The sequence below is a fragment of the Paenarthrobacter sp. A20 genome (genome assembly GCF_024168825.1).
Taxonomy (GTDB): Bacteria; Actinomycetota; Actinomycetes; order Actinomycetales; family Micrococcaceae; genus Arthrobacter.
The window spans coordinates 123,937-142,482 of the sequence record NZ_JALJWH010000001.1; the positions used below are offsets into that span (position 1 = coordinate 123,937).

Here is an 18,546-nt window from a genome sequence, read left to right on the forward strand (position 1 = left end):
CTTAAAGAGAGCGGCCGGACAGTTTCGACTGCCCGGCCGCTCTTTTGCTCTTCCTAGACCTGGATCAGGCTCAGGACTCCGCCTTGTGGGTCCTGGATGGTAGCGAGGGAGCCCGTCTCGGGATGGTCTTCCGCTTCCACCAGGACCTCTCCCCCGGCAGCTGCCGCGGCTTCCACCGCCTTGCGCAGGTCCGCGACAGCAAAGTAGATCTGCCAGCCGGGCTCGTCCCCTTCGCCGGCAGGAACGACGCCGGCCACCTCGTCACCGTTGACCATCAGCGTGCTGTAGCTGCCGCCGTCGTCCTGGGGATATTCAGTGACCTCGTGCGCGAAGAGCTCTTGGAAAAAGCCGACGGCGGCCTGTGGCTCAGGCGTCAACAGTTCAGCCCACGCCAACGCACCGGGCTCGTTGAACAAGTGGCTCCCTCTATGCGTTCCAGCCTGCCAGATTCCAGTGGTTCCGCCGCCAGGTGGTTCGATGAACGCCAGGACCCCAGTGTCCGCGACAGCCTCGGGGCCGAACTGGAGCTTCCCTCCAGCATGGACCGCGTCGTCAGCAATCTCTTCAGTATCCGTAGCCGCGATGTACACGTTCCACTGGCCGTGCGTTCCGGCAGCTTCCTGCATGGGGTTCTGCGGGGCGATCACGGCCACCAGCTGATCCTTTACGAAGGCCTGCGCGTAGCTTCGGCCATCCGGCGTGGGCAGGTCCTGGTAGCTCCAGCCGAACACGTGCTGATAGAAATCCTTGGCCGCAGCAACATCCCTTGTCTGCAGGTCCGCCCAGCATGGCTCACCGCTGGCGTACCGCTTCCGTGACGTCATGCTGCGAGGCCAGACATGATGCTGAAGGCTGCACCCGCCGGGTCCATGAGGACTGCCATGCGCCCCACCCCCGGAACGTCAAAAGCCGGTGCAATGACATGGCTGCCCAACTCAACTGCCTGCGCAACCGTGGCATCGATGTCCACCACGTTGAAATATGTCATCCAGAACGGCGACAACCCCTCGATGGGAAGCTTCAGCGCGCCCGCCACAGCCCTCCCGTCCACCAGCAGATTCGTGTATTCTTGCAGGTCCCCCGCAGGCGCCGTGTTGCTGGTGCAGCCAGTGACGGCCTCATAGAAAGCCACTGCCTTGGGGACGTCATTGGTCTGGAGTTCATTCCAAACCATGGTGCCGGGCTCGTTGAACAGGCCCGATCCGGGGTGGTTGCCGGCCTCCCAGAACCCGATCTGGGCTCCGGTGGGATCTGTGGCGAAGAACATACGCCCTGAGCCGTTGGGGACGGAGTCAGGAGGGAACACAAGGGCACCGCCCGCGGCCTCCACACGCCGGGCGGCCTCGTCAGCCGAATCAACTGCAAGGTAGTTTGCCCAGTACGAAGGCATTCCTTCTGGAGCATCTGGCAGCTGTTGCATCATGCCGGCGACGTATCGGCCCTTGAGCTTGGCCATGTAATAGGTCATGCCGTTCCCGGCGTCCATGGCGTCCAGCTCCCATCCGAAGAGGTCGCTGTAGAACTTCCTGGAAACGTCAATGTCGGTGGAGGAAAGGTCCACCCAACATGGTGTCCCTTGCTTGTAGCTGTCGGCCTCCGGCATGGTGTTCCTTTCGATGCGCTCGAAACTCCAGCCTACGCAAAAAAGGGCCCTCAGGGTACGCCAATGAATGACGTGCCCTGAGGTCCCTTTTTCAAAGATATACGGCATCCGAAAATGCGCGATGACCTTGAAGTACGATGGCGGTCCGCAACTCAGTGCCTACGGCACCTGTTGGTTGCGACAGCTATCCGATTCGGCGGGTGTCAACCTCGTCGTCATCGTCTTCCGCGTACTTGTCCTCATAAGCCGAATAGTCCGGCTCCGGGGGATCTTCGGGGAAGTGGCTCTTTACACGACTGGACGGACCCGTGAGCTCCCGCTCAAGTGCCGAATAGTCAGTGTTCGGGGAGTAGTACTTAATGTCCCGAGCCTGCTTGGTAGCTTTTGCCTTTTGACGGCCGCGCCCCATGGCGTGACCCCCTTTTGTACTTGGACCGGAGGTGGTCACCTTGGCTATCGGTGAGGCCCCGGAATGTTTGGTCAATTTGTCGTATGTCTAGATTACATGCTTTCAGGGGTGCCTGCGCGCCACCTCAGCCCCGCGTCCGGGCCGACTCCTGCCAAATCCAAGCCCGAACACCTCCCAGGGACCCGAAAATTGGGTAGAGTCTGCCTCAATGCGGCGTCACAGCAGGAAGGCACACCCCGGAAATGAGCCAGGACAACACTCCGCCACGCGATGGTTCACCACGCGACAAGGACGATGATAAGACTCCACCCGCGCCCGAATCTCCACCGCTGGCAGCCGGTGAGCAACCGCCTGCAGCTCCGTGGGCGCCGCCTTCGGGCCTCCAACCGGACCCTGCTCCCGAGCTCGACCCTGACTTTGTGCCGGACCCCGCGGCCCAGCCCGATCCCGCCCTACCGCCCACCGAAGCGCAGGCGCCCTCTTATCCCAGCGCTTATCCAGGGCAAGAGGGCCAGCCACCCTACCCGGGCCAGCCGCCCTACCCGGACCAGGAGCTGCCCCCGGAAGCCCAAGGCGATCCAGTTAAGCGCCAGCGCCTGGTCATCGGCGGCATCGTGGTGGGCGTGCTGGTCCTTATTGGTGTTGTGATCTGGGTGCTGCTCAACCTGCTGGGAACCCGTCCCGAGGCCAATGTCACCACTCCGAGCGCCACGGCAACCCCGGGACCCCTCCCCCGGGATGCGAATTCCAAAGACTTCCAGGTGGGCGACTGCTTCGCCGACTTTGATCCCAATGCCAGCGAAGCACGGGCCGTCGCCTGCGATACCGAACACTCGGCCCAACTCATTGGAGTCCACGTGTACCCGGGCGACGATTCGTTCCCGGGAACCAATGCCCTGCGGGACAAGGGACGCGAGGTGTGCAAGGCCTCAGTGGCGAATCTCAACGCGGCAGCCGACAACTACGTGCTGCTTCAACAGAACGTCTACCCGAGCACCACAAGCTGGGATCGGGGCGACCGCCGCGTTGATTGCTTCATCGTGGTGGACTCAGGAAACTCCATCAAGGAAGACCTCCTTCAGAAGTAGTCCACCAACCATCGCTATTTCCTACGGACTGTGAGCCCGGCACCCACCGGTATACCGCCGTCGGGACCTGCCAGTGCTTCCAGGCCGTCAATGGTGAGCTCGTCCAGGTCAGCTGCGGTGTCCACCAGCACGGTGTCGCCATCGCTGATCTCGCCCGCAAGGATCTCCTTGGCCAGGCGATCACCGATCTCACGCTGAACCAGCCTGCGCAGCGGCCGGGCGCCGTAGGCGGGGTCGAATCCGGACATGGCCAACCACGCCCGCGCCCCCTCGGTCACCTCAAGGCTCAGGCGACGATCCCGGAGCCGGTTGCTCAGCTCGGCCACGTGCAGCTCCACGATTCGCGCGAGTTCCTCCACGGACAACGGATCGAAGAGCACGATCTCGTCCAGGCGGTTCAGGAACTCCGGCTTGAACGATGCCTGCACCACAGCCATCACAGCCTCACGCTTGGCTCTGGCATCCATTGTCGGGTCAACCAGGAACTGGCTTCCGGAGTTTGAGGTCAGCACCAGGATGGTGTTGCGGAAGTCCACGGTCCGGCCCTGGCCGTCGGTGAGCCGACCGTCGTCGAGGACCTGCAGGAGGATATCGAAGACCTCCGGGTGCGCCTTCTCAACCTCGTCCAGCAACACCACGGAGTACGGCCTGCGGCGAACAGCCTCAGTCAGCTGGCCGCCCTCCTCATAGCCCACGTATCCCGGAGGGGCTCCCACCAGGCGGGCTACCGAGTGCTTCTCGCTGTACTCGGACATGTCGATCCGGATCATGGCGCGTTCGTCGTCAAAGAGGAAGTCAGCCAAGGCCTTGGCCAGTTCCGTCTTGCCAACGCCGGTGGGACCCAGGAACAGGAACGAACCTGTGGGGCGGTTGGGGTCGCTGATCCCGGCACGGGCACGACGCACAGCGTCGGACACGGCCTGGACAGCCTTTGACTGCCCGATCAAGCGCTTGCCCAGCTCTTCCTCCATGTGGAGGAGTTTCTGGGATTCGCCTTGCAGCATTCGCCCGGCAGGGATACCCGTCCACGCGGAGATGACCTCGGCGATGTCATCGGCAGTCACGTCCTCAGCCACCATGAGCTCGGGCTTCGAATCACTCCGTGCCGATTCCTCCTCAGCGGCGGCGCTCAGTTCCCGTTCCAGGGCGGGCAGCTCGCCATAGAGGATCCGCGACGCCGATTCGAGGTCGCCTTCGCGCTGGGCCTTGTCCGCAACCGAACGCAGTTCGTCGATCTTGGCCTTGAGGTCACCGACGCGGTTGAGGCCGGCTTTCTCAGCCTCCCAGCGCGCGTTCAAGGCACTGAGTTCCTCGTTCTTGTCGGCTTTATCCGCGCGCAGGGCAGCCAGGCGTTCCACCGACGCTGGATCGGTCTCGCCCTGCAGGGCCAGCTCTTCCATGGTCAAACGGTCGACGGCGCGGCGGAGCTGGTCGATCTCCTCCGGCGCGGAGTCGATCTCCATGCGGAGCCGGGACGCTGCCTCGTCCACGAGGTCGATGGCCTTGTCCGGCAGCTGGCGGCCGGAGATGTAGCGGTTGGATAGAGTCGCCGCAGCCACAAGGGCGGAGTCAGCGATGGCCACCTTGTGGTGGGCCTCGTAACGCTCCTTCAAGCCACGAAGAATACCGATGGTGTCCTCGACGCTGGGTTCACCGACGTAGACCTGCTGGAACCGGCGCTCCAAGGCAGGGTCCTTCTCGATGTTCTCGCGGTATTCGTCCAGCGTGGTGGCACCGATGAGGCGGAGCTCGCCACGTGCCAGCATGGGCTTGAGCATGTTGCCGGCATCCATGGCGCTGTCCCCCGTGGCCCCCGCACCAACTACCGTGTGGATTTCGTCAATGAACGTGACGATCTGGCCGTTGGAGTTCTTGATTTCCTCCAGCACGGCCTTCAGGCGTTCTTCGAACTCGCCGCGGTACTTGGCGCCGGCCACCATGGAGGCGAGGTCCAGCGCAATGAGCGTCTTGCCCCGGAGGCTCTCCGGGACATCGCCGGCGACCATGCGCTGGGCGAGTCCTTCCACCACGGCGGTCTTGCCGACGCCGGGCTCGCCAATCAGCACAGGGTTGTTCTTGGTGCGGCGGCTCAGGACCTGGACCACGCGCCGGATCTCGCTGTCACGGCCAATGACCGGGTCCAGCTTGCCGGATCGGGCCACTGCAGTGAGGTCCGTACCGAACTTCTCCAAGGCCTGGAAGGTGTTTTCCGGATCCGGAGAGTTGACGTTCCGGTCGCCCCGGACACCCGGCAGGGCGGCGAGCAGCGCTTCATGGGAGGCACCGGCGTCGCGCATTAACTTGCCAACGGCGTCGCTTCCGGCCGAGAGGCCCAACAACAGGTGCTCGGTGGACACGAAGGAATCGCCGAGCTTGTCGGCTTCGTTCTGGGCGGCCTGGATGGCCTGCATGGACTGGCGCGAGAGCTGTGCCTGCTGGACAGAACTCCCCGAGGAAGAAGGCAGCGCTTTGATGGCCGAACTTGCCTGCACGCTCACGGCGTCCGGATCCGCACCGGTGGCACGCAGCAGGGCCACGGCCACGCCATCACGCTGGTCCATGAGGGCCTTCAAGAGGTGTGCCGGTTCAAGCTGCGGGTTACCGGCAGTTGAGGCGTTCATGGCGGCCGCAGAAAGGGCCTCCTGGCTTTTGGTGGTGAATTTGACGTCCAAAGAGTGCTCCCTTTCTGGAGTTGAACCAATACTTTCAAAGTTGAGTCTACTACGCTCAACTTTGATTTTTGGCCCACTGTGTTCCATGTTTGCCCACGGCGAAACAGGTGTCCAGAGCCACCGGCTTGGCAAGCAGCTTAGGCTGGGGGCATGGACGCCATTTCAAGTGCTGACGAACTCGAAGAATTGATCGGACTGCCGCTTGAACGCGTGCGCCGGAAGGTGCGAACAGCGCTCAGCGATTTCGACAGGCAATGGCTGGCCGCCAGCCCCTTCTGCGTGATCTCGACGACGGACGCACAGGGGCGCGTTGACGCCTCACCCAAAGGCGACCCCGCTGGATTTATCCTCGTCCTGGACCAGCACACTATTGCCATCCCGGAACGGCCGGGCAACAAGCTCGCCTTCGGCTTCCACAACATCCTGGAGAACCCGAACGTCGGCATTCTCTCCGTGGTCCCGGGCCGCACGGATACCCTGCGGATCAACGGGACCGCGCAAATTGTCCGCGACGCCGACTTCTTCGACCTGATGGTGGTCAAAGGCCACCGGCCGCGCGCCGCCGTCGTGGTCTCAGTGGAGGAAGTGTTCACGCACTGCGGCAAGGCCTTCATGCGAAGCGGACTCTGGCAACCCGAGACCTGGGAGACCGGCGACCTGCCGAGCATCGCGGTGCTTTCACAGGCCTACACGCAACCGGAAACTCCGCTGGAAGAGCTGGAGACCTATTACGGACCGTCCTACGCGGAGAAGATGTATCGGGAGTAGACAGGCTCAGGCCGGATAGACCGCAACCAGCGCAGACTTGACCACAAACCGCACGTCCATGCCCGGGACAAGTCCAAGGTCGGCGGACGCCGCGGGGGTGATGTCGGCGGACAATGCTTGGGCCGGACCGCCCGCGGCGCGGACCCGGATCTGGTCCCCATGCGGCTCAAGGTCCGTGATGGTGACGGCAAACGAATTGCGGGGGCTTCCGTGCACCTCGCCAAGGAAGACGGAAACGCTCGACGGCGGGAACGCCGCCACGCCTGCCTGTCCGGGCAGGGGTGACCAGCCCGGATCATGCTGGCCGGCGAAAACCCGGCCATCCGGCGTCGTGATTCCCTCCTCGGTGATGGTGCCGGTGACGAGGTTCAGGCCCGCCAAACCAGCTGCGAAATGGCTCCTGGGCCGTTCAAGGACCTGACGGGTGGGGCCTTCCTCTGCGATCCGGCCCTTTTCCACCACGATGACACGGTCGGCCAGCATGTAGGCGTCCAGGACATCGTGGGTGACGATGATGGCCTTCCGATCCTTCAAAACGCGTTTGAGCACGCGGCGAAGCAACGGTGCCGCATGGATATCGAGGGCGGCCATGGGCTCATCGAGAAGGAGGAGCTCGGGCTCGGCGGCCAAAGCGCGGGCCACTGCCACACGTTGGGCCTGCCCGCCGGATAGTTGCGAGGGCTTTCGGTTGGCCAGGGGCAGGGCGTCCACTTCGGCAAGCCAGTGCTGCGCGGTTTCCCGTGCCGCCACTTTGGAAGCTCCGGCACTCCGCGGACCGAACGCCACGTTGTCCAGGGCGTTCAGGTGCGGAAACAGCAGCGCCTCCTGGGCCAGCAGCGCAGTCCCGCGGAGGTGGGGCGGGCTCCAATGGCGAGTACCGGCGTCGAGGTTGAACAGCTGTTTGTCTGCGATCCGTGCCGAACCGGAATCCGGTCGCAACAGCCCGGAAATCACACCCAGCAAAGTGGATTTGCCCGCACCGTTGGGACCGAGGATGGCCACAGTTTCGCCGTCGGCGAGGCTGAGTGACATGTCGAAGTCCCTGGCGCGGAGGCTGGCTTGCAGTTCGAAGCTCATGCTGGGACCTCCGAAGGTGTGCTGCTGCGCCGGCGTCCATAACTGAGCCCCACCACAGCCACCGCGACAGCCACCAGGACCAGGGACAGCGCGACGGCAGCGTCGGCGTCGGTCTCCCGTTGAAGATAAATCTCCAGCGGCAGCGTGCGCGTCACCCCTTCAAGGCTTCCGGCAAACGTCAGCGTCGCGCCGAACTCCCCCAGGCTGCGCGCGAACGACAACACGGCTCCCGACGCCAGCCCCGGCAGGACCAGCGGAAGCGTGACACGGCGCAGGACCGTGGTGGGTCGGGCCCCGAGTGTCGCCGCGACGGCCTCATATTTGTTTCCAGCTGATCGCAGGGCACCCTCCAAGCTGACCACCAGGAAGGGCAAGGCTACGAACGTTTGGGCCAACACCACCGCGGTGGTGGAAAACGCAATCTGGATGCCCGCTACCTCCAGGGACTTCCCCAGGAGGCCCTGCCGCCCAAACGTGTACAGGAGCGCGATGCCGCCGACGACGGGTGGCAGCACCAGCGGCAAGAGGACGAAGGCCCTCAGGAGCCGCTGGCCCCGGAACTCGCCCCGGGCCAGCACCAACGCCAATGGAACTCCCAGCACGACGCACAGCAGAGTACTGGCGGCCGAGGTTCGCAAGCTCAATCCCAGGGCGGCCAGCGAGGATTCGGACGTGACGAGCGGGATGAACTGCGGCCAGTTCACCTTGGCGAGCATTGCCGCCAACGGGAGGACAACCAGGAGTCCACCCACGGCTGCAATGGCGTAGATCCAACGCGGGATGCCTTGATAGCCGGTGGTGCTCTTCATGTTCCCCTTACAGCTGTGCGTTCAGTGGCAAAGCCAGGCTACGGTGCGCCAAATCCGGCGTCGCCCAGAACCTTCTTGCCTGCTTCACTGGTGACCGCGGCGATGAAGGCCGCTGCCAGTTCCTTGTTCTGGCTGGAGCTTACCGTGGCGATCGGATACGTATTGACGGCCTTGTCCGACTCCGGGAAGGGCACACCCTTGACCTTGTCGCCGGCCCCCTTGATGTCCGTGACGTAGACCAGACCGGCATCGGCCTCGCCCGAGGTGACTTTGCCGAGGACATCGGTCACCGAAGATTCCTCACTGACGGGGGTCAGCGTGATGCCGCTGGCCTTCGCAACCGTGTCTGTTGCCGCGCCGCAAGGAACCTGGCTGGCGCAGGTGACGACTTTAACGCCGGGCTTGGCGAGGTCTGCGAAGGAAGAGATCGACGCCGGGTTGCTGGGCGGGACTGCGATCTCCAGGACGTTGGTGGCGAAGTTCGTAGCGGCACCGTCCAGCAGTTTGGCGTCGGCCAGCTTTGTCATGTTCTTGGTGTCGGCGGAAGCGAAGATGTCGGCAGGAGCGCCCTGGCTGATCTGCGTGACCAGGTCGGAGGAGCCGGCAAAGCTCAGGGTTACCTTGGTGCCGGGGTTCCTGGCTTCGAAGTCCTTGGCCAGTTGAGTAAAGGTTGACTTGAGGGAGGCTGCCGCAAAGACGGTCACTGTTCCGCTCAACTGGGACGTGCTGCCGGTGCTCGATGGTGTTGCGGCGGGTGCCGTGGTGCCGCAGGCCGCGAGCGCGCTGGCCAACCCGACCGCAACCGATATGGCCAGAATGCTCTTCTTCAGGTGGAGGGTCCTCATATGATGCTCTTTCCCTGCGGAGTTTCGATAATGACGGTGGTGGCCTTAACCACGGCGGTGGCGACTGAACCGAGTTCCAGCCCGAGTTCCCGGACGGCTTCGCTGCTCATGAGGGACACCACCCGGAACGGACCACACTGCAGCTCTACTTGGGCCATGACCTTGTCCGCGGTGATTCCTGTGACCAGGCCGACGAAACGGTTCCGCGCCGAACTTCCCGACCGCGAGGGGTCGTCAGGGAGGTGGGACTGGTCGCGGGCAAGCGTGGCGAGTTCCAATCCGTCCACGGCGAGGCGTCCAGCTGGGTCCTTCTGGGCGGTCAGCGTTCCGTTTTCCGTCCAACGCCTCACGGTGTCGTCGCTGACACCTAGGAAGCGGGCGGCTTCGGAAATTCGTATTTGCGGCATGGAATGAGTGTAGTTCCGTGTTTGCGGTTCTGATGCCTTGTTTGTTCCGCATACGAAATATGACTTGATGCCCGGATTCAAGTTATTGCGCCCCGTCGCACCGGTCAGCATGGGTGCGTCAGGCGCGAACGGCGCGGCCGCCGTCGTACTTCTTTGCGCTACCCATGGTTCACAGGGACCCGCCGCCGTACCCTGTTCTGGGGGAGAGTTTCACATTCAAAGGAACGTCCCATGGAATGGATTCGTCCGGACAACCCGGACTATGACGAAGCCCGTAAACTCTTCAATGCGATGATCGACCGCAAGCCTGCCGTCATTGCAAAATGTTCCGGTCCCGGCGAGGTTGCCGAGGCCCTCAGCTACGCGCGGAACCACAATTTGGACGTAGCGGTGCGATCAGGCGGACACTCGGTGGCCGGTATGTCCACCAACGACAACGGGTTGGTCATTGACGTCCGCCCCATGAAATCGATCAGCGTCAACCCAGAAGCGAAGACCGCCACCGCCGGCGCCGGACTCACGTGGGGCGAATTCGACCGCGCAACGCAACAGTACGGCCTGGCCGTCACCGGCGGCCGCGCGTCCACCACCGGACTCTCCGGATTCACGTTGGGCGGCGGCTCGGGATGGCTGGAGCGTTCGTACGGTTTCGCGTGCGACAACCTGCTCGCCGTGGACCTGGTCACCGCCTCCGGCGATCGTGTGACCGCAAGCGCCGGAGAAAACCCGGAGCTGTTTTGGGCACTCCATGGCGGCGGCGGGAACTTCGGAGTGGCCACGTCCTTGACCTTCAAACTGCACGATCTTGGGCCCACCGTCATGGCCGGCCTGATGCTGTTTCCCGGTGAGGATGCCACGGATTTGTCCCGGGCCTACCGACAGCTTGCCCTTGACGCGCCCGACGCCGTCGGAACAGCGCTCGTGTACCTCACCGCACCCCCGGAAGAGTTCGTCCCGGAAAACATGGTGGGCAAGCTCGCCGTCGGCATGGCCTATCTTTACGCCGGGGATATGGAGGCCGGTGAAGAGCACGCGAAGCCGTTCCGCGATCTTGGCCCCGCTGTGGACCTGGTCTCTCCCATGGGCTACGCGGACTTCCAGTGCATGATCGATGACCCTCCGGACCTCTACAACTACTGGAGCGCCGACTACCACAACGAGCTCAGCGATGATGCGCTCGATCTCCTGGTTGATTCGGCGCAGCGGCTCCCTGGTCCCCATTCGCAGCAACTGGTGGCCCGTTGGGGCGGGGCTGTTTCCGGGCCTGCCGCGGCTGAGACGCCCTTGCAGCACCGCGGAGCGGCATGGGTCAGCCATCCCTTCGGTTTATCCGAGACACGGGAGGGCGGCCAGGACGCCAAAGCATGGGTCAAGCAGTTCCGGCAGGACATCGCCCCGCACACCACAGGCGGAGTGTGGCTGAACTTCATCGGCGACGAAGGCCAGGACCGGATCATGGCGGCCTATGGGGAGCAGAACTATCGCCGGCTGTCCTTGGTGAAACGTGAGTTCGATCCTGACAACGTGTTCCGCGGCAACCAGAACATCCTGCCCGCGGAACGCTGATTCTCCTACGCTCCTTCCCAGTTGCCGTGAACAGCGCGGGCAGTGAAGCCCGTATTTCCGGGGCGCAGCACGGCGGTAGACGCCCCGATGGCCGGCAACTGGGAAGGATCGCCTGGGACTACACTTTGGCAATGGCCATCTACGTCGATCCGCCCCTGTGGCCAGCGCACGGGACCGTATTTTCGCACCTGGTTTCGGACACGTCGCTGGACGAGCTCCACGCGTTCGCAGCCGCCGCGGGGGTTCCGGAGCGAGCCTTCGACGGGGACCACTACGACGTTCCGGAACGCCGCTATGACGATCTCGTGCTCGCCGGTGCAATCCCGGTGGAGGCTCGGGTGCTGGTCCGAAAACTCATCGCCAGCGGCCTGCGGATTCCTGCGAGGGAGCGGAGTAAAGCCTTGACAGTTCCTCTGATGGAGCGTTGGAACAGTATCTTCCCCGGCCATGAGGAGCTGGGGCTTGAGCTGTTGGAGCGGTGGGGCGAGGACGGCAGGAAGTATCACAGCCGCACACATCTCCTGGCAGTTCTGGAAGCACTGGACGTCCTGACCGAACCGGCGCTGCCTGCGCGGACCGTCTCCTTGGCGGCGTGGTTCCACGATGCCGTTTATGAAGGTGTTGCCGGGAAGGATGAGGAGGACTCAGCCCTGCTGGCCGAGGACCGTCTCATGGCTGCCGGTTTGGCTCCCGCCGATGTGGCCGAGGTGGCGCGGCTGGTCCGGCTCACGTCCAGCCACTCCCCAGAGCCTGGCGACCACGCCGGGGCACTCCTCTGCGACGCCGACCTCTCCGTCCTCGGCGGCGACGAACAGGCCTACGCACGCTACCTGGCCGCCGTCCGGGAAGACTACGCCTACGTCAGCGACGACGACTTCGCGACCGGTCGCGCCGCCGTCGTACGCCATCTCCAAAGCCTTGACCCGCTGTTCCACGGCGAACGCGCCAAGGATCTGTGGCTGGACGCTGCCCGGCGCAACCTCGCCGGCGAAATGGCGTGAGCAGTCCGCCACCGGCTTGCAGCCGGGCTCTGTTGGTCACCCGCCAAGGCTATCGGCGCGTGTGGCTTCGGGCTAGCATGGAGGTGTGACCTCCTACCTCTTGAGCTCTTCCCGCCCTGGAATGCCCTTGGCCGTCCCCGACATTGAGCATGTTCTGGCTCTCCGGGGCATCGGCGGTTACCGTCAGTACCGCATCCCGGCGCTTGCCGTCAGCACGCGGGGCACCGTGTTGGCCGCCTACGACGGCCGGCCCAACTTGGACGATCTCCCCAATCCCATCGATCTCCTCCTGCGCCGCAGCTACGACAACGGGGTCACCTGGGAGTCGCAGCAGCTGGTCCGCGCAGGATCGGGACTCCACGGCTTCGGGGACCCGAGCCTGCTGGTGGACGCCGAAACCGGCCGCATCTTCATGTTCCATTCCGCCGGGACGCACGCGGGCTTCTTCGAGGCCGTCTCCGGTTTGGAGCCCGATGACGACGTCCAGCACGCAGATGTCAGCTTCTCCGACGACGACGGCGACACCTGGCAGCACCGTCGGCTCACCTCGCAGCTCAAAGTGCGCGGAGCAACAGGCCTTTTCGCCGCGGCGGGACAAGGAATCCAGATGCATGCCGGGCCGTACAGGGGACGGTTGGTGCAGCAGTTTGTGCTGTTAGTGGACGGCGACATCATGGCTGCATCTGCATTCAGCGACGACCATGGCGATACCTGGGCCCTGGGTGACCTGATTGGAGCGGGTCCCGCCGGGATAGGGCCCAACGAAAACAAAGTTGTGTGCTTGGACGATGGCCGGCTGCTCCTGCATTCACGGGCCACGCCCTGCAGATTGTCCGCCGAGTCCGAGGACGGCGGTCAGACGTGGAGCCCGCTGCAGGCTATTCCGGATTTGCCGGACCCCAGCGACAACGGTTCCTTGGCGCGCTTCGACGGTCTGCCAAGTGTTGCTGCCCTTGCCACGCCGGAGACTTCATCCTGGCTGCTCGCGAGCAACAACCACGACCCGCATCTGCGTCGCAACACCGTCCTAGGCCTCTCCCCCGACAACGGCGCCACCTGGCCCGCCAAGCTGTTGCTCTGCGGCGGCAGTTCGGCGTACTCGACGGTGACGCGGCTACCGGATGGGAACATCGGGGTTCTCTATGAAAGGCAGGGGTACCGGGAGATCGTGTTCGCATCGATCCCTGCCGAGCAGCTCACTAAGCAGCTTTCCGCTCCACCCCGGGCTGTTCCGGATGCTTCGGAACCGGCCGGCTTGGTCTTTGACATGGAGTTACGCTCTGTCACCCCAGGCAGGCCCGCGGTGTGGCAGAACGCCGGCGACTTCCACGTGATCCCCTCCAACAGCGACGGTGAATGGGATGTGCAGACCTGGAAGGAAATCGGCCAAGGCTACGCTGGGGACCAGGTTCTTGGCACGCGGGAGGCGCAGGACCTCAACTACGGCCCCATCGTCCCCGGCTACAAGGCCGGGGACATCCTTGCCTTCACCGGGCGAGTCCGCAATGTCGGCACCGGGACGGCTACCGGCGTCGTACTACTCGGACCGCACGACAACCCCGGTGACTTCCCACCCGCGGACCTGCCGCCCGGCGAGCACGTTCTCTACTTCACGCCGACGTACACCATCACGGCGTCGGACAACGGGCACAGCACGCTGGAACTCGCGTTCACTGCAGAGGCCGACGGCGGGACGGTGCGAAGGGATCGGACGTTCAGTCTCGATCTGCGCACCGGCGCGGTTTCTGCTTCTTAGCGGTAGGTGCTGACGAACGGCTGGCTGGTAGGGACAATCTGCTTGCCGAGCGGCATCAGCGACACCGGGATCAGCTTCAGGTTGGCGATCGCCAGCGGGATGCCAATGATGGTGATGGCCATTGCAACTGCGGTGACCACGTGACCGATAGCGATCCAGATGCCCGCCACCAGCAACCAGATAACGTTGCCGAGAAGCGCGAAGACACCTGTGCCGCCCGGCTTCTCAACCACCATCCGACCGAAGGGCCACAGGCAATATGCGCCAATCCGGAACGAAGCTATGCCCCACGGGATGGTCACGATGAGCACGCAGCAAATGATGCCGGCCGCGAAATAACCCAAGGCCAGCCAAAACCCACCGAAGACAAGCCAGATGACGTTAAGGATCGTTTTCATAGTCCCCATTCTCCCCTGCGGGCCCGACAAAAAGCGTAGGGGTCTGCCCTGATTCTTCCCTGACTCATCGCCGGGTTCGTACGCAGGGCTAGGCCAGGAGCGCGTCCAGCTTGTCGAACGAAGTGCCCCAGCCATCGCGGGTCATGTCTACCCACTCTTCCGATTCGAACGGACCCTGAGTGACGTTCATGCGTGTACGGCCGTTGAGGTCTTCGAATTCAAGGCGCATTTCTTCGAATTCGTGATCGGCGTCCGGAGCAGCTTTGGCTGTTGCGACCAAGAGGGCCGGCGTGTCCAACTCGGTGATCACGGCTTCAATGGGGGCCGACTGCTCGCCATTCTCGTCCGACCACACCATGACGACCTGCCAGATACCGCCCACCCGGGGCTCGACGATGATCTTGTCGCGGGGAGCGTCCACTTCCACGGGTCCGAACCACTGGGTGAGCTTGTCCGGCTCCATCCACGCTTCGAAAACCTTCTCACGGGGGGCGTCGAACTCGCGGCTCATGGTCAGGGTGAAGTGTTCCGTGCTCATGCTTGGCTCCTGGTTTCCGTGGTTCTCGATGCGTTTCAGCGGTGGACCTGCTGTTGGGAGCGATTCTAGGGGGTGCCAGTGACAAGTCCGATGCTCTCTCACCTAATCACCCGTTTTCATCAACCATCTCTCACCTGATCACCGCAGGGACGGCTGGAGGTGAGAGAGCGACCACCGAAAGCTAACGGAAGGTGAGAGAGGAACGGCCTTAAACCCGCGGAAGGTGAGAGAGGATCAGGCTTTGGCGGCGTGGACGAAGGCGCGGATTTTGGCCAGGTCCTTCACTCCGCGCGATGCCTCGACGCCAGAAGAAACGTCCACTCCCCAAGCTCCGGCAACAGCGGCAGCGAAGGCGACGTTGCCGGGTTCAAGTCCACCTGCCAGCAGCCACTCCCTGCCGTCGAGGCCCTTCTCCCGCACGGACGCGTAGTCCCAGGACTCCCCCGAACCCGGCACGGCGGCGTCGATCAGGAACACTTCCTCGCCCAGGTCAGCGAACTCGTCCCGGGCGGCTCCCATGGTGACTGCGCGGATGAGCCGCATCCCGGCGTCGTGCACGGTTTTGACGTCGTTGGCAGTCCGGTGACCATGGAGCTGTACCCACCCAAGCCCTGCGTCACGGGCGATGGCGACGGCATCAGCTGCGGCCTCGTGCCGGAAGACACCCACTGCCTGAACACCCGGCGGCACCAAGGGCAGCAGGATACGCACCTGTTCAGGGCTGACTTCACGGGGGCTGGTGGTGAGGACGAAGCCGACGGCGTCCGCACCGGCGTCGACGGCTTCCCGCACGGATTCGGGCGTGCTCAATCCGCACACTTTGACGAACATTCCCGTGCCTCCAGCCATACTCACAACGTTTTCCACATATGACGTTAGCAAGCCGCAATGCCAACGCAGAACCGGTGTCCACCACTAGGCTGGTCGGATGGAGATCATCCGCTTTGCCGACATCCATCCTGAACCATGGCGCAATGGGGGCGGGGTGACCCGTGAACTGGCCAGCCATCCGAAAGCCGCTTCGGCCCAGGACGGGGCATGGGATTGGCGCGTCAGCATCGCCGACGTCTCCAAAGCCGGAGAATTCTCCACCTTCCCGGGCATGGAGCGCGTGATCACCATCATCGAAGGCGAACTGCTGCTCCTCACTGTGGACGGAGCCGAGCACCCTCTGGAGAAGTACCGGCCGTTCCGGTTCTCGGGCGAGGCCGCATCGGGAGCCACCCTCCCTACTGGTGACATCCGGGATCTCAACGTCATTGCGCGCAAAGGCGCGTTCAAGGGCTACACCTCCATCGTGGAGATCTCCAAGAAGCGCGCACACCCGGTTTTCGAGGGCCAGCTTGCCATCCTGCTCGAGGGCAAAGCCACAGTTGCGCCGGGCGCCGCTGTGGAGGAAGAGTCCGACGGCGACGCCCCGGCACCCAGCGCGGCCGAACCCGTCGAGCTGTCACGGTACGACGCCGTAGTCGGCTCCGATACCCGGAGTCCGGAGATCTCGGGCCGCGGATTCATCGCTGTCATCTCGATCGACCACGTGGAGGCCCACGCCTGAGGTGGTGACGTTAACCACCAGAGGTGGCCACCCCGCGCGGGAGTTGCTAGCCTGAAATGAAGGTTCCGCTCTGGAACCTCCGGACGACGGTTCAGTACCCGGAATGCGACAAGACTGGCCAAAGGAAATGTCATGTCGTGGATAATTCTCATTCTTTCCGGAGCACTCGAGGCCGTCTGGGCCGCAGCGCTCCACCGGTCCAAGGGCTTCCGTAAACCCGTCCCCACAGTCGTTTTCCTGGTGTCGGTCGTCGCCAGCATGGCCGGACTCGCCATCGCGATGCAGTCCATCCCCACGGGCACGGCTTATGCAGTGTGGGTTGGCGTCGGTGTCGTACTGACCGCAACGTACGCGATGGTCACCAAGGTTGAACGTGCGACGACGGCCCGGCTGCTCCTGCTTGCTGGAATCGGCGCGTGTGTGGTCGGCCTGAAGGTGGTGGCATAGCCATGACTGCTAAGACAAAGAACACCGGCAACGGCATCTCCTGGGCAATCCTCTTGGCATCGGCACTGCTCGAAGCCGTGTGGGCCACCGCTTTGGGCCTCTCCAATGGTTTCACGCAGCTCATGCCCACCGTGGTCTTCACGATTACTGCGGTGTTGAGCATGCTCGGACTGGGCATCGCGGTCAAACGAATCCCCTTGGGAACTGCCTACGCGGTGTGGGTGGGCATCGGCGCAGCTCTCACTGTTGGCTGGGCCATGATCACGGGCGTGGAGTCCGCGAGCCCGCTGAAGCTGCTCTTCATCGCGGGAATCGTGGGCTGTGCTGCCGGTTTGAAGGCCTTGCCTGCCGATAAGTCCGTGGCCAAAGCCGAGTAGCGAACACCCCACCGCGGTCGCTGGTCCATTTCGATGGCCCGCTGCGCATGAGACGTCTCCTACCATCGAATGCGCAGCAAGCCGTCGAATTGGGGCAGGGCAACACCGCACACTTACTCCAAGTCGGGGGGCCCAGCAGGAATACCCACCGCGGCCACAGAGTTCACGCCAACAAAGGGCCCTCTGGAACACCTACGCGCATTGGAGAAGTTCATGACTGCAGTTCAACTCGGCGATGGCCTCAAGGTAAGCCCCCTCGGTTTCGGCGGGATGGCCCTGACCCCTGTCTACGGCGGCATCGATCCCCAGGAAGGGCTCAAAACGCTGAGGCACGCCGTGGATGCGGGCATCACGTTCATCGACACCGCCGATGTATACGGCGCCGGAAGCAACGAGGAACTCGTGGGCAAGCTCCTGAAAGAGCGCCGTGACGAAATCCAAGTGGCCACGAAATTCGGAATTGAGGGCAACCCCGCGGACGGGTACACGGGAGTCCGCGGGGATGCGCCCTACGTCAGGCAAGCGGCAGAAGCGAGCCTCCGCCGCCTGGACACTGACGTGATTGACCTCTACTACCTGCACCGCCGCGACCTCCGCGTTCCGATAGTGGAAACCGTGGAGGCCATGGCGGAGCTGGTCCGTGAGGGCAAGGTCCGGCACCTCGGACTGTCCGAAGTGACAGCCGAGGAGCTCAGGCAGGCCAACGCCGTCCATCCCATTGCCGCAGTCCAGAGTGAATGGTCAATCTGGAGCAGGGATGTTGAGCTCAACGTTGTTCCTGCAGCCAAGGAACTTGGCGTTGGGTTCGTGCCGTATTCGCCGCTGGGCCGAGGGTTCCTCACGGGAACCGTCAGCGCGGGTGACCTCGGCGAGAATGACTTCCGCCATAAGATCCCCCGTTTTGGCGACGAGGCACTTGATGCAAACCAGGCCGTCGTGGCCGCGGTTCGCGAGGTAGCCAGCGGGCTGGATGCAACTCCTGCCCAGGTAGCCCTGGCTTGGCTGTTCACCCAAGGTCAGCGCCTCGGGATTTCCGTGGTTCCCATCCCCGGCACGCGCAAAACGCACCGGATCGACGAGAACCTGGGGGCACTGTCCCTGCAACTGGGGACAGCACAACGTGAGGTGCTCGACCAAGCCGCGGCCGCCGTCGTGGGTTCACGCTCGGCCGACCCCAACTGGGTATCGCAGGGCCGCGAAGGCAACCCGGCAACTGCATAGACTGACACG

General features: G+C 63.7%; 20 protein-coding genes and 1 riboswitch. Of the genes, 9 read left to right on the top strand and 11 right to left on the bottom strand.

From position 1 onward, the window contains the following. Window positions 1-53: 53 nt before the first annotated feature. The 3 genes from J3D46_RS00605 to J3D46_RS00615 all read right to left on the bottom strand — a co-directional run bounded on the left by J3D46_RS00605 (window position 54) and on the right by J3D46_RS00615 (window position 2,012). Window positions 54-824, bottom strand: a complete 771-nt coding sequence (locus tag J3D46_RS00605; protein WP_253464569.1) for a VOC family protein — start codon at window positions 822-824, stop codon at window positions 54-56. After that, entirely contained in the window at window positions 821-1,603 is a 783-nt protein-coding gene (locus tag J3D46_RS00610; protein ID WP_253464571.1) for a VOC family protein, read from the bottom strand. The genes J3D46_RS00605 and J3D46_RS00610 overlap by 4 nt, the downstream gene beginning before the upstream one ends. 184 nt (window positions 1,604-1,787) lie before the next feature. After that, entirely contained in the window at window positions 1,788-2,012 is a 225-nt protein-coding gene (locus tag J3D46_RS00615; protein ID WP_024818182.1) for a DUF3073 domain-containing protein, read from the bottom strand. A 242-nt stretch (window positions 2,013-2,254) separates the two neighbouring features. Here J3D46_RS00615 and J3D46_RS00620 point away from each other — a divergent pair, with 242 nt between their 5' ends. After that, window positions 2,255-3,100, top strand: coding sequence for a septum formation family protein (locus tag J3D46_RS00620; RefSeq protein WP_253464573.1), 846 nt, complete (start codon window positions 2,255-2,257; stop codon window positions 3,098-3,100). Between the two features lie 14 nt (window positions 3,101-3,114). Here the strand turns inward: J3D46_RS00620 and clpB are convergent, their stop codons facing one another. Next, window positions 3,115-5,772: an ATP-dependent chaperone ClpB gene (clpB, locus tag J3D46_RS00625; RefSeq protein ID WP_253464575.1), complete on the bottom strand. Its 2,658-nt coding sequence runs from the start codon at window positions 5,770-5,772 to the stop codon at window positions 3,115-3,117. Between the two features lie 150 nt (window positions 5,773-5,922). Between clpB and J3D46_RS00630 the strand changes: the two genes are divergently transcribed. Next, window positions 5,923-6,540 (top strand): MSMEG_1061 family FMN-dependent PPOX-type flavoprotein, encoded by a 618-nt coding sequence (locus J3D46_RS00630; RefSeq protein ID WP_231338329.1) that lies wholly within the window; start codon window positions 5,923-5,925, stop codon window positions 6,538-6,540. A 6-nt stretch (window positions 6,541-6,546) separates the two neighbouring features. Here the strand turns inward: J3D46_RS00630 and J3D46_RS00635 are convergent, their stop codons facing one another. Genes J3D46_RS00635 through J3D46_RS00650 form a run of 4 tightly spaced genes read right to left on the bottom strand, consistent with a single transcriptional unit; the run spans window position 6,547 to window position 9,678 of the window. Beyond that, window positions 6,547-7,617 (bottom strand): sulfate/molybdate ABC transporter ATP-binding protein, encoded by a 1,071-nt coding sequence (locus J3D46_RS00635; protein ID WP_231338330.1) that lies wholly within the window; start codon window positions 7,615-7,617, stop codon window positions 6,547-6,549. Further along, a complete protein-coding gene (locus tag J3D46_RS00640; RefSeq protein WP_253464576.1) occupies window positions 7,614-8,426 on the bottom strand; it encodes an ABC transporter permease in 813 nt (270 codons plus the stop codon). The genes J3D46_RS00635 and J3D46_RS00640 overlap by 4 nt, the downstream gene beginning before the upstream one ends. 38 nt (window positions 8,427-8,464) lie before the next feature. After that, on the bottom strand, window positions 8,465-9,271 hold the full coding sequence (modA, locus tag J3D46_RS00645; protein WP_253464578.1) for a molybdate ABC transporter substrate-binding protein: 807 nt from the start codon (window positions 9,269-9,271) through the stop codon (window positions 8,465-8,467). Further along, window positions 9,268-9,678, bottom strand: coding sequence for a molybdopterin-binding protein (locus J3D46_RS00650; protein WP_231338333.1), 411 nt, complete (start codon window positions 9,676-9,678; stop codon window positions 9,268-9,270). The genes modA and J3D46_RS00650 overlap by 4 nt, the downstream gene beginning before the upstream one ends. Before the next feature lie 231 nt (window positions 9,679-9,909). On the opposite strand from J3D46_RS00650, the gene J3D46_RS00655 reads away from it, so the two are divergent. The 3 genes from J3D46_RS00655 (at window position 9,910) to J3D46_RS00665 (ending at window position 14,001) form a co-directional block, all read left to right on the top strand. Further along, complete coding sequence (locus tag J3D46_RS00655; protein WP_253464580.1) at window positions 9,910-11,244, top strand: FAD-binding oxidoreductase; 1,335 nt, start codon at window positions 9,910-9,912, stop codon at window positions 11,242-11,244. Window positions 11,245-11,375: 131 nt separating this feature from the next. Further along, a complete protein-coding gene (locus J3D46_RS00660; RefSeq protein ID WP_253464582.1) occupies window positions 11,376-12,245 on the top strand; it encodes a DUF4031 domain-containing protein in 870 nt (289 codons plus the stop codon). An 85-nt stretch (window positions 12,246-12,330) separates the two neighbouring features. Further along, the gene (locus J3D46_RS00665; RefSeq protein WP_253464585.1) at window positions 12,331-14,001 is read left to right on the top strand and encodes an exo-alpha-sialidase; all 1,671 of its coding nucleotides are present in this window, start codon (window positions 12,331-12,333) and stop codon (window positions 13,999-14,001) included. On the opposite strand, the gene J3D46_RS00670 is transcribed toward J3D46_RS00665, so the two are convergent. The 3 genes from J3D46_RS00670 to J3D46_RS00680 form a co-directional block, all read right to left on the bottom strand. Then, entirely contained in the window at window positions 13,998-14,399 is a 402-nt protein-coding gene (locus J3D46_RS00670; protein ID WP_159706203.1) for a YccF domain-containing protein, read from the bottom strand. The genes J3D46_RS00665 and J3D46_RS00670 overlap by 4 nt on opposite strands. A gap of 88 nt (window positions 14,400-14,487) precedes the next feature. Beyond that, window positions 14,488-14,937, bottom strand: coding sequence for an SRPBCC domain-containing protein (locus tag J3D46_RS00675; RefSeq protein WP_231338337.1), 450 nt, complete (start codon window positions 14,935-14,937; stop codon window positions 14,488-14,490). A 234-nt stretch (window positions 14,938-15,171) separates the two neighbouring features. After that, window positions 15,172-15,768 (bottom strand): phosphoribosylanthranilate isomerase, encoded by a 597-nt coding sequence (locus tag J3D46_RS00680; RefSeq protein WP_231338439.1) that lies wholly within the window; start codon window positions 15,766-15,768, stop codon window positions 15,172-15,174. 97 nt (window positions 15,769-15,865) lie between these two features. Here J3D46_RS00680 and J3D46_RS00685 point away from each other — a divergent pair, with 97 nt between their 5' ends. From J3D46_RS00685 to J3D46_RS00700, 4 genes are all read left to right on the top strand, one after another. Then, window positions 15,866-16,492 (top strand): HutD family protein, encoded by a 627-nt coding sequence (locus J3D46_RS00685; protein WP_231338338.1) that lies wholly within the window; start codon window positions 15,866-15,868, stop codon window positions 16,490-16,492. Between the two features lie 57 nt (window positions 16,493-16,549). Next, window positions 16,550-16,615, top strand: a riboswitch (guanidine-III (ykkC-III) riboswitch). Window positions 16,616-16,624: 9 nt separating this feature from the next. Next, window positions 16,625-16,939, top strand: coding sequence for a multidrug efflux SMR transporter (locus tag J3D46_RS00690; RefSeq protein ID WP_089596307.1), 315 nt, complete (start codon window positions 16,625-16,627; stop codon window positions 16,937-16,939). 2 nt (window positions 16,940-16,941) lie between these two features. Then, window positions 16,942-17,316 (top strand): multidrug efflux SMR transporter, encoded by a 375-nt coding sequence (locus J3D46_RS00695; protein ID WP_256490918.1) that lies wholly within the window; start codon window positions 16,942-16,944, stop codon window positions 17,314-17,316. Between the two features lie 213 nt (window positions 17,317-17,529). Next, complete coding sequence (locus J3D46_RS00700; RefSeq protein ID WP_231338339.1) at window positions 17,530-18,537, top strand: aldo/keto reductase; 1,008 nt, start codon at window positions 17,530-17,532, stop codon at window positions 18,535-18,537. Window positions 18,538-18,546 lie beyond the last annotated feature (9 nt).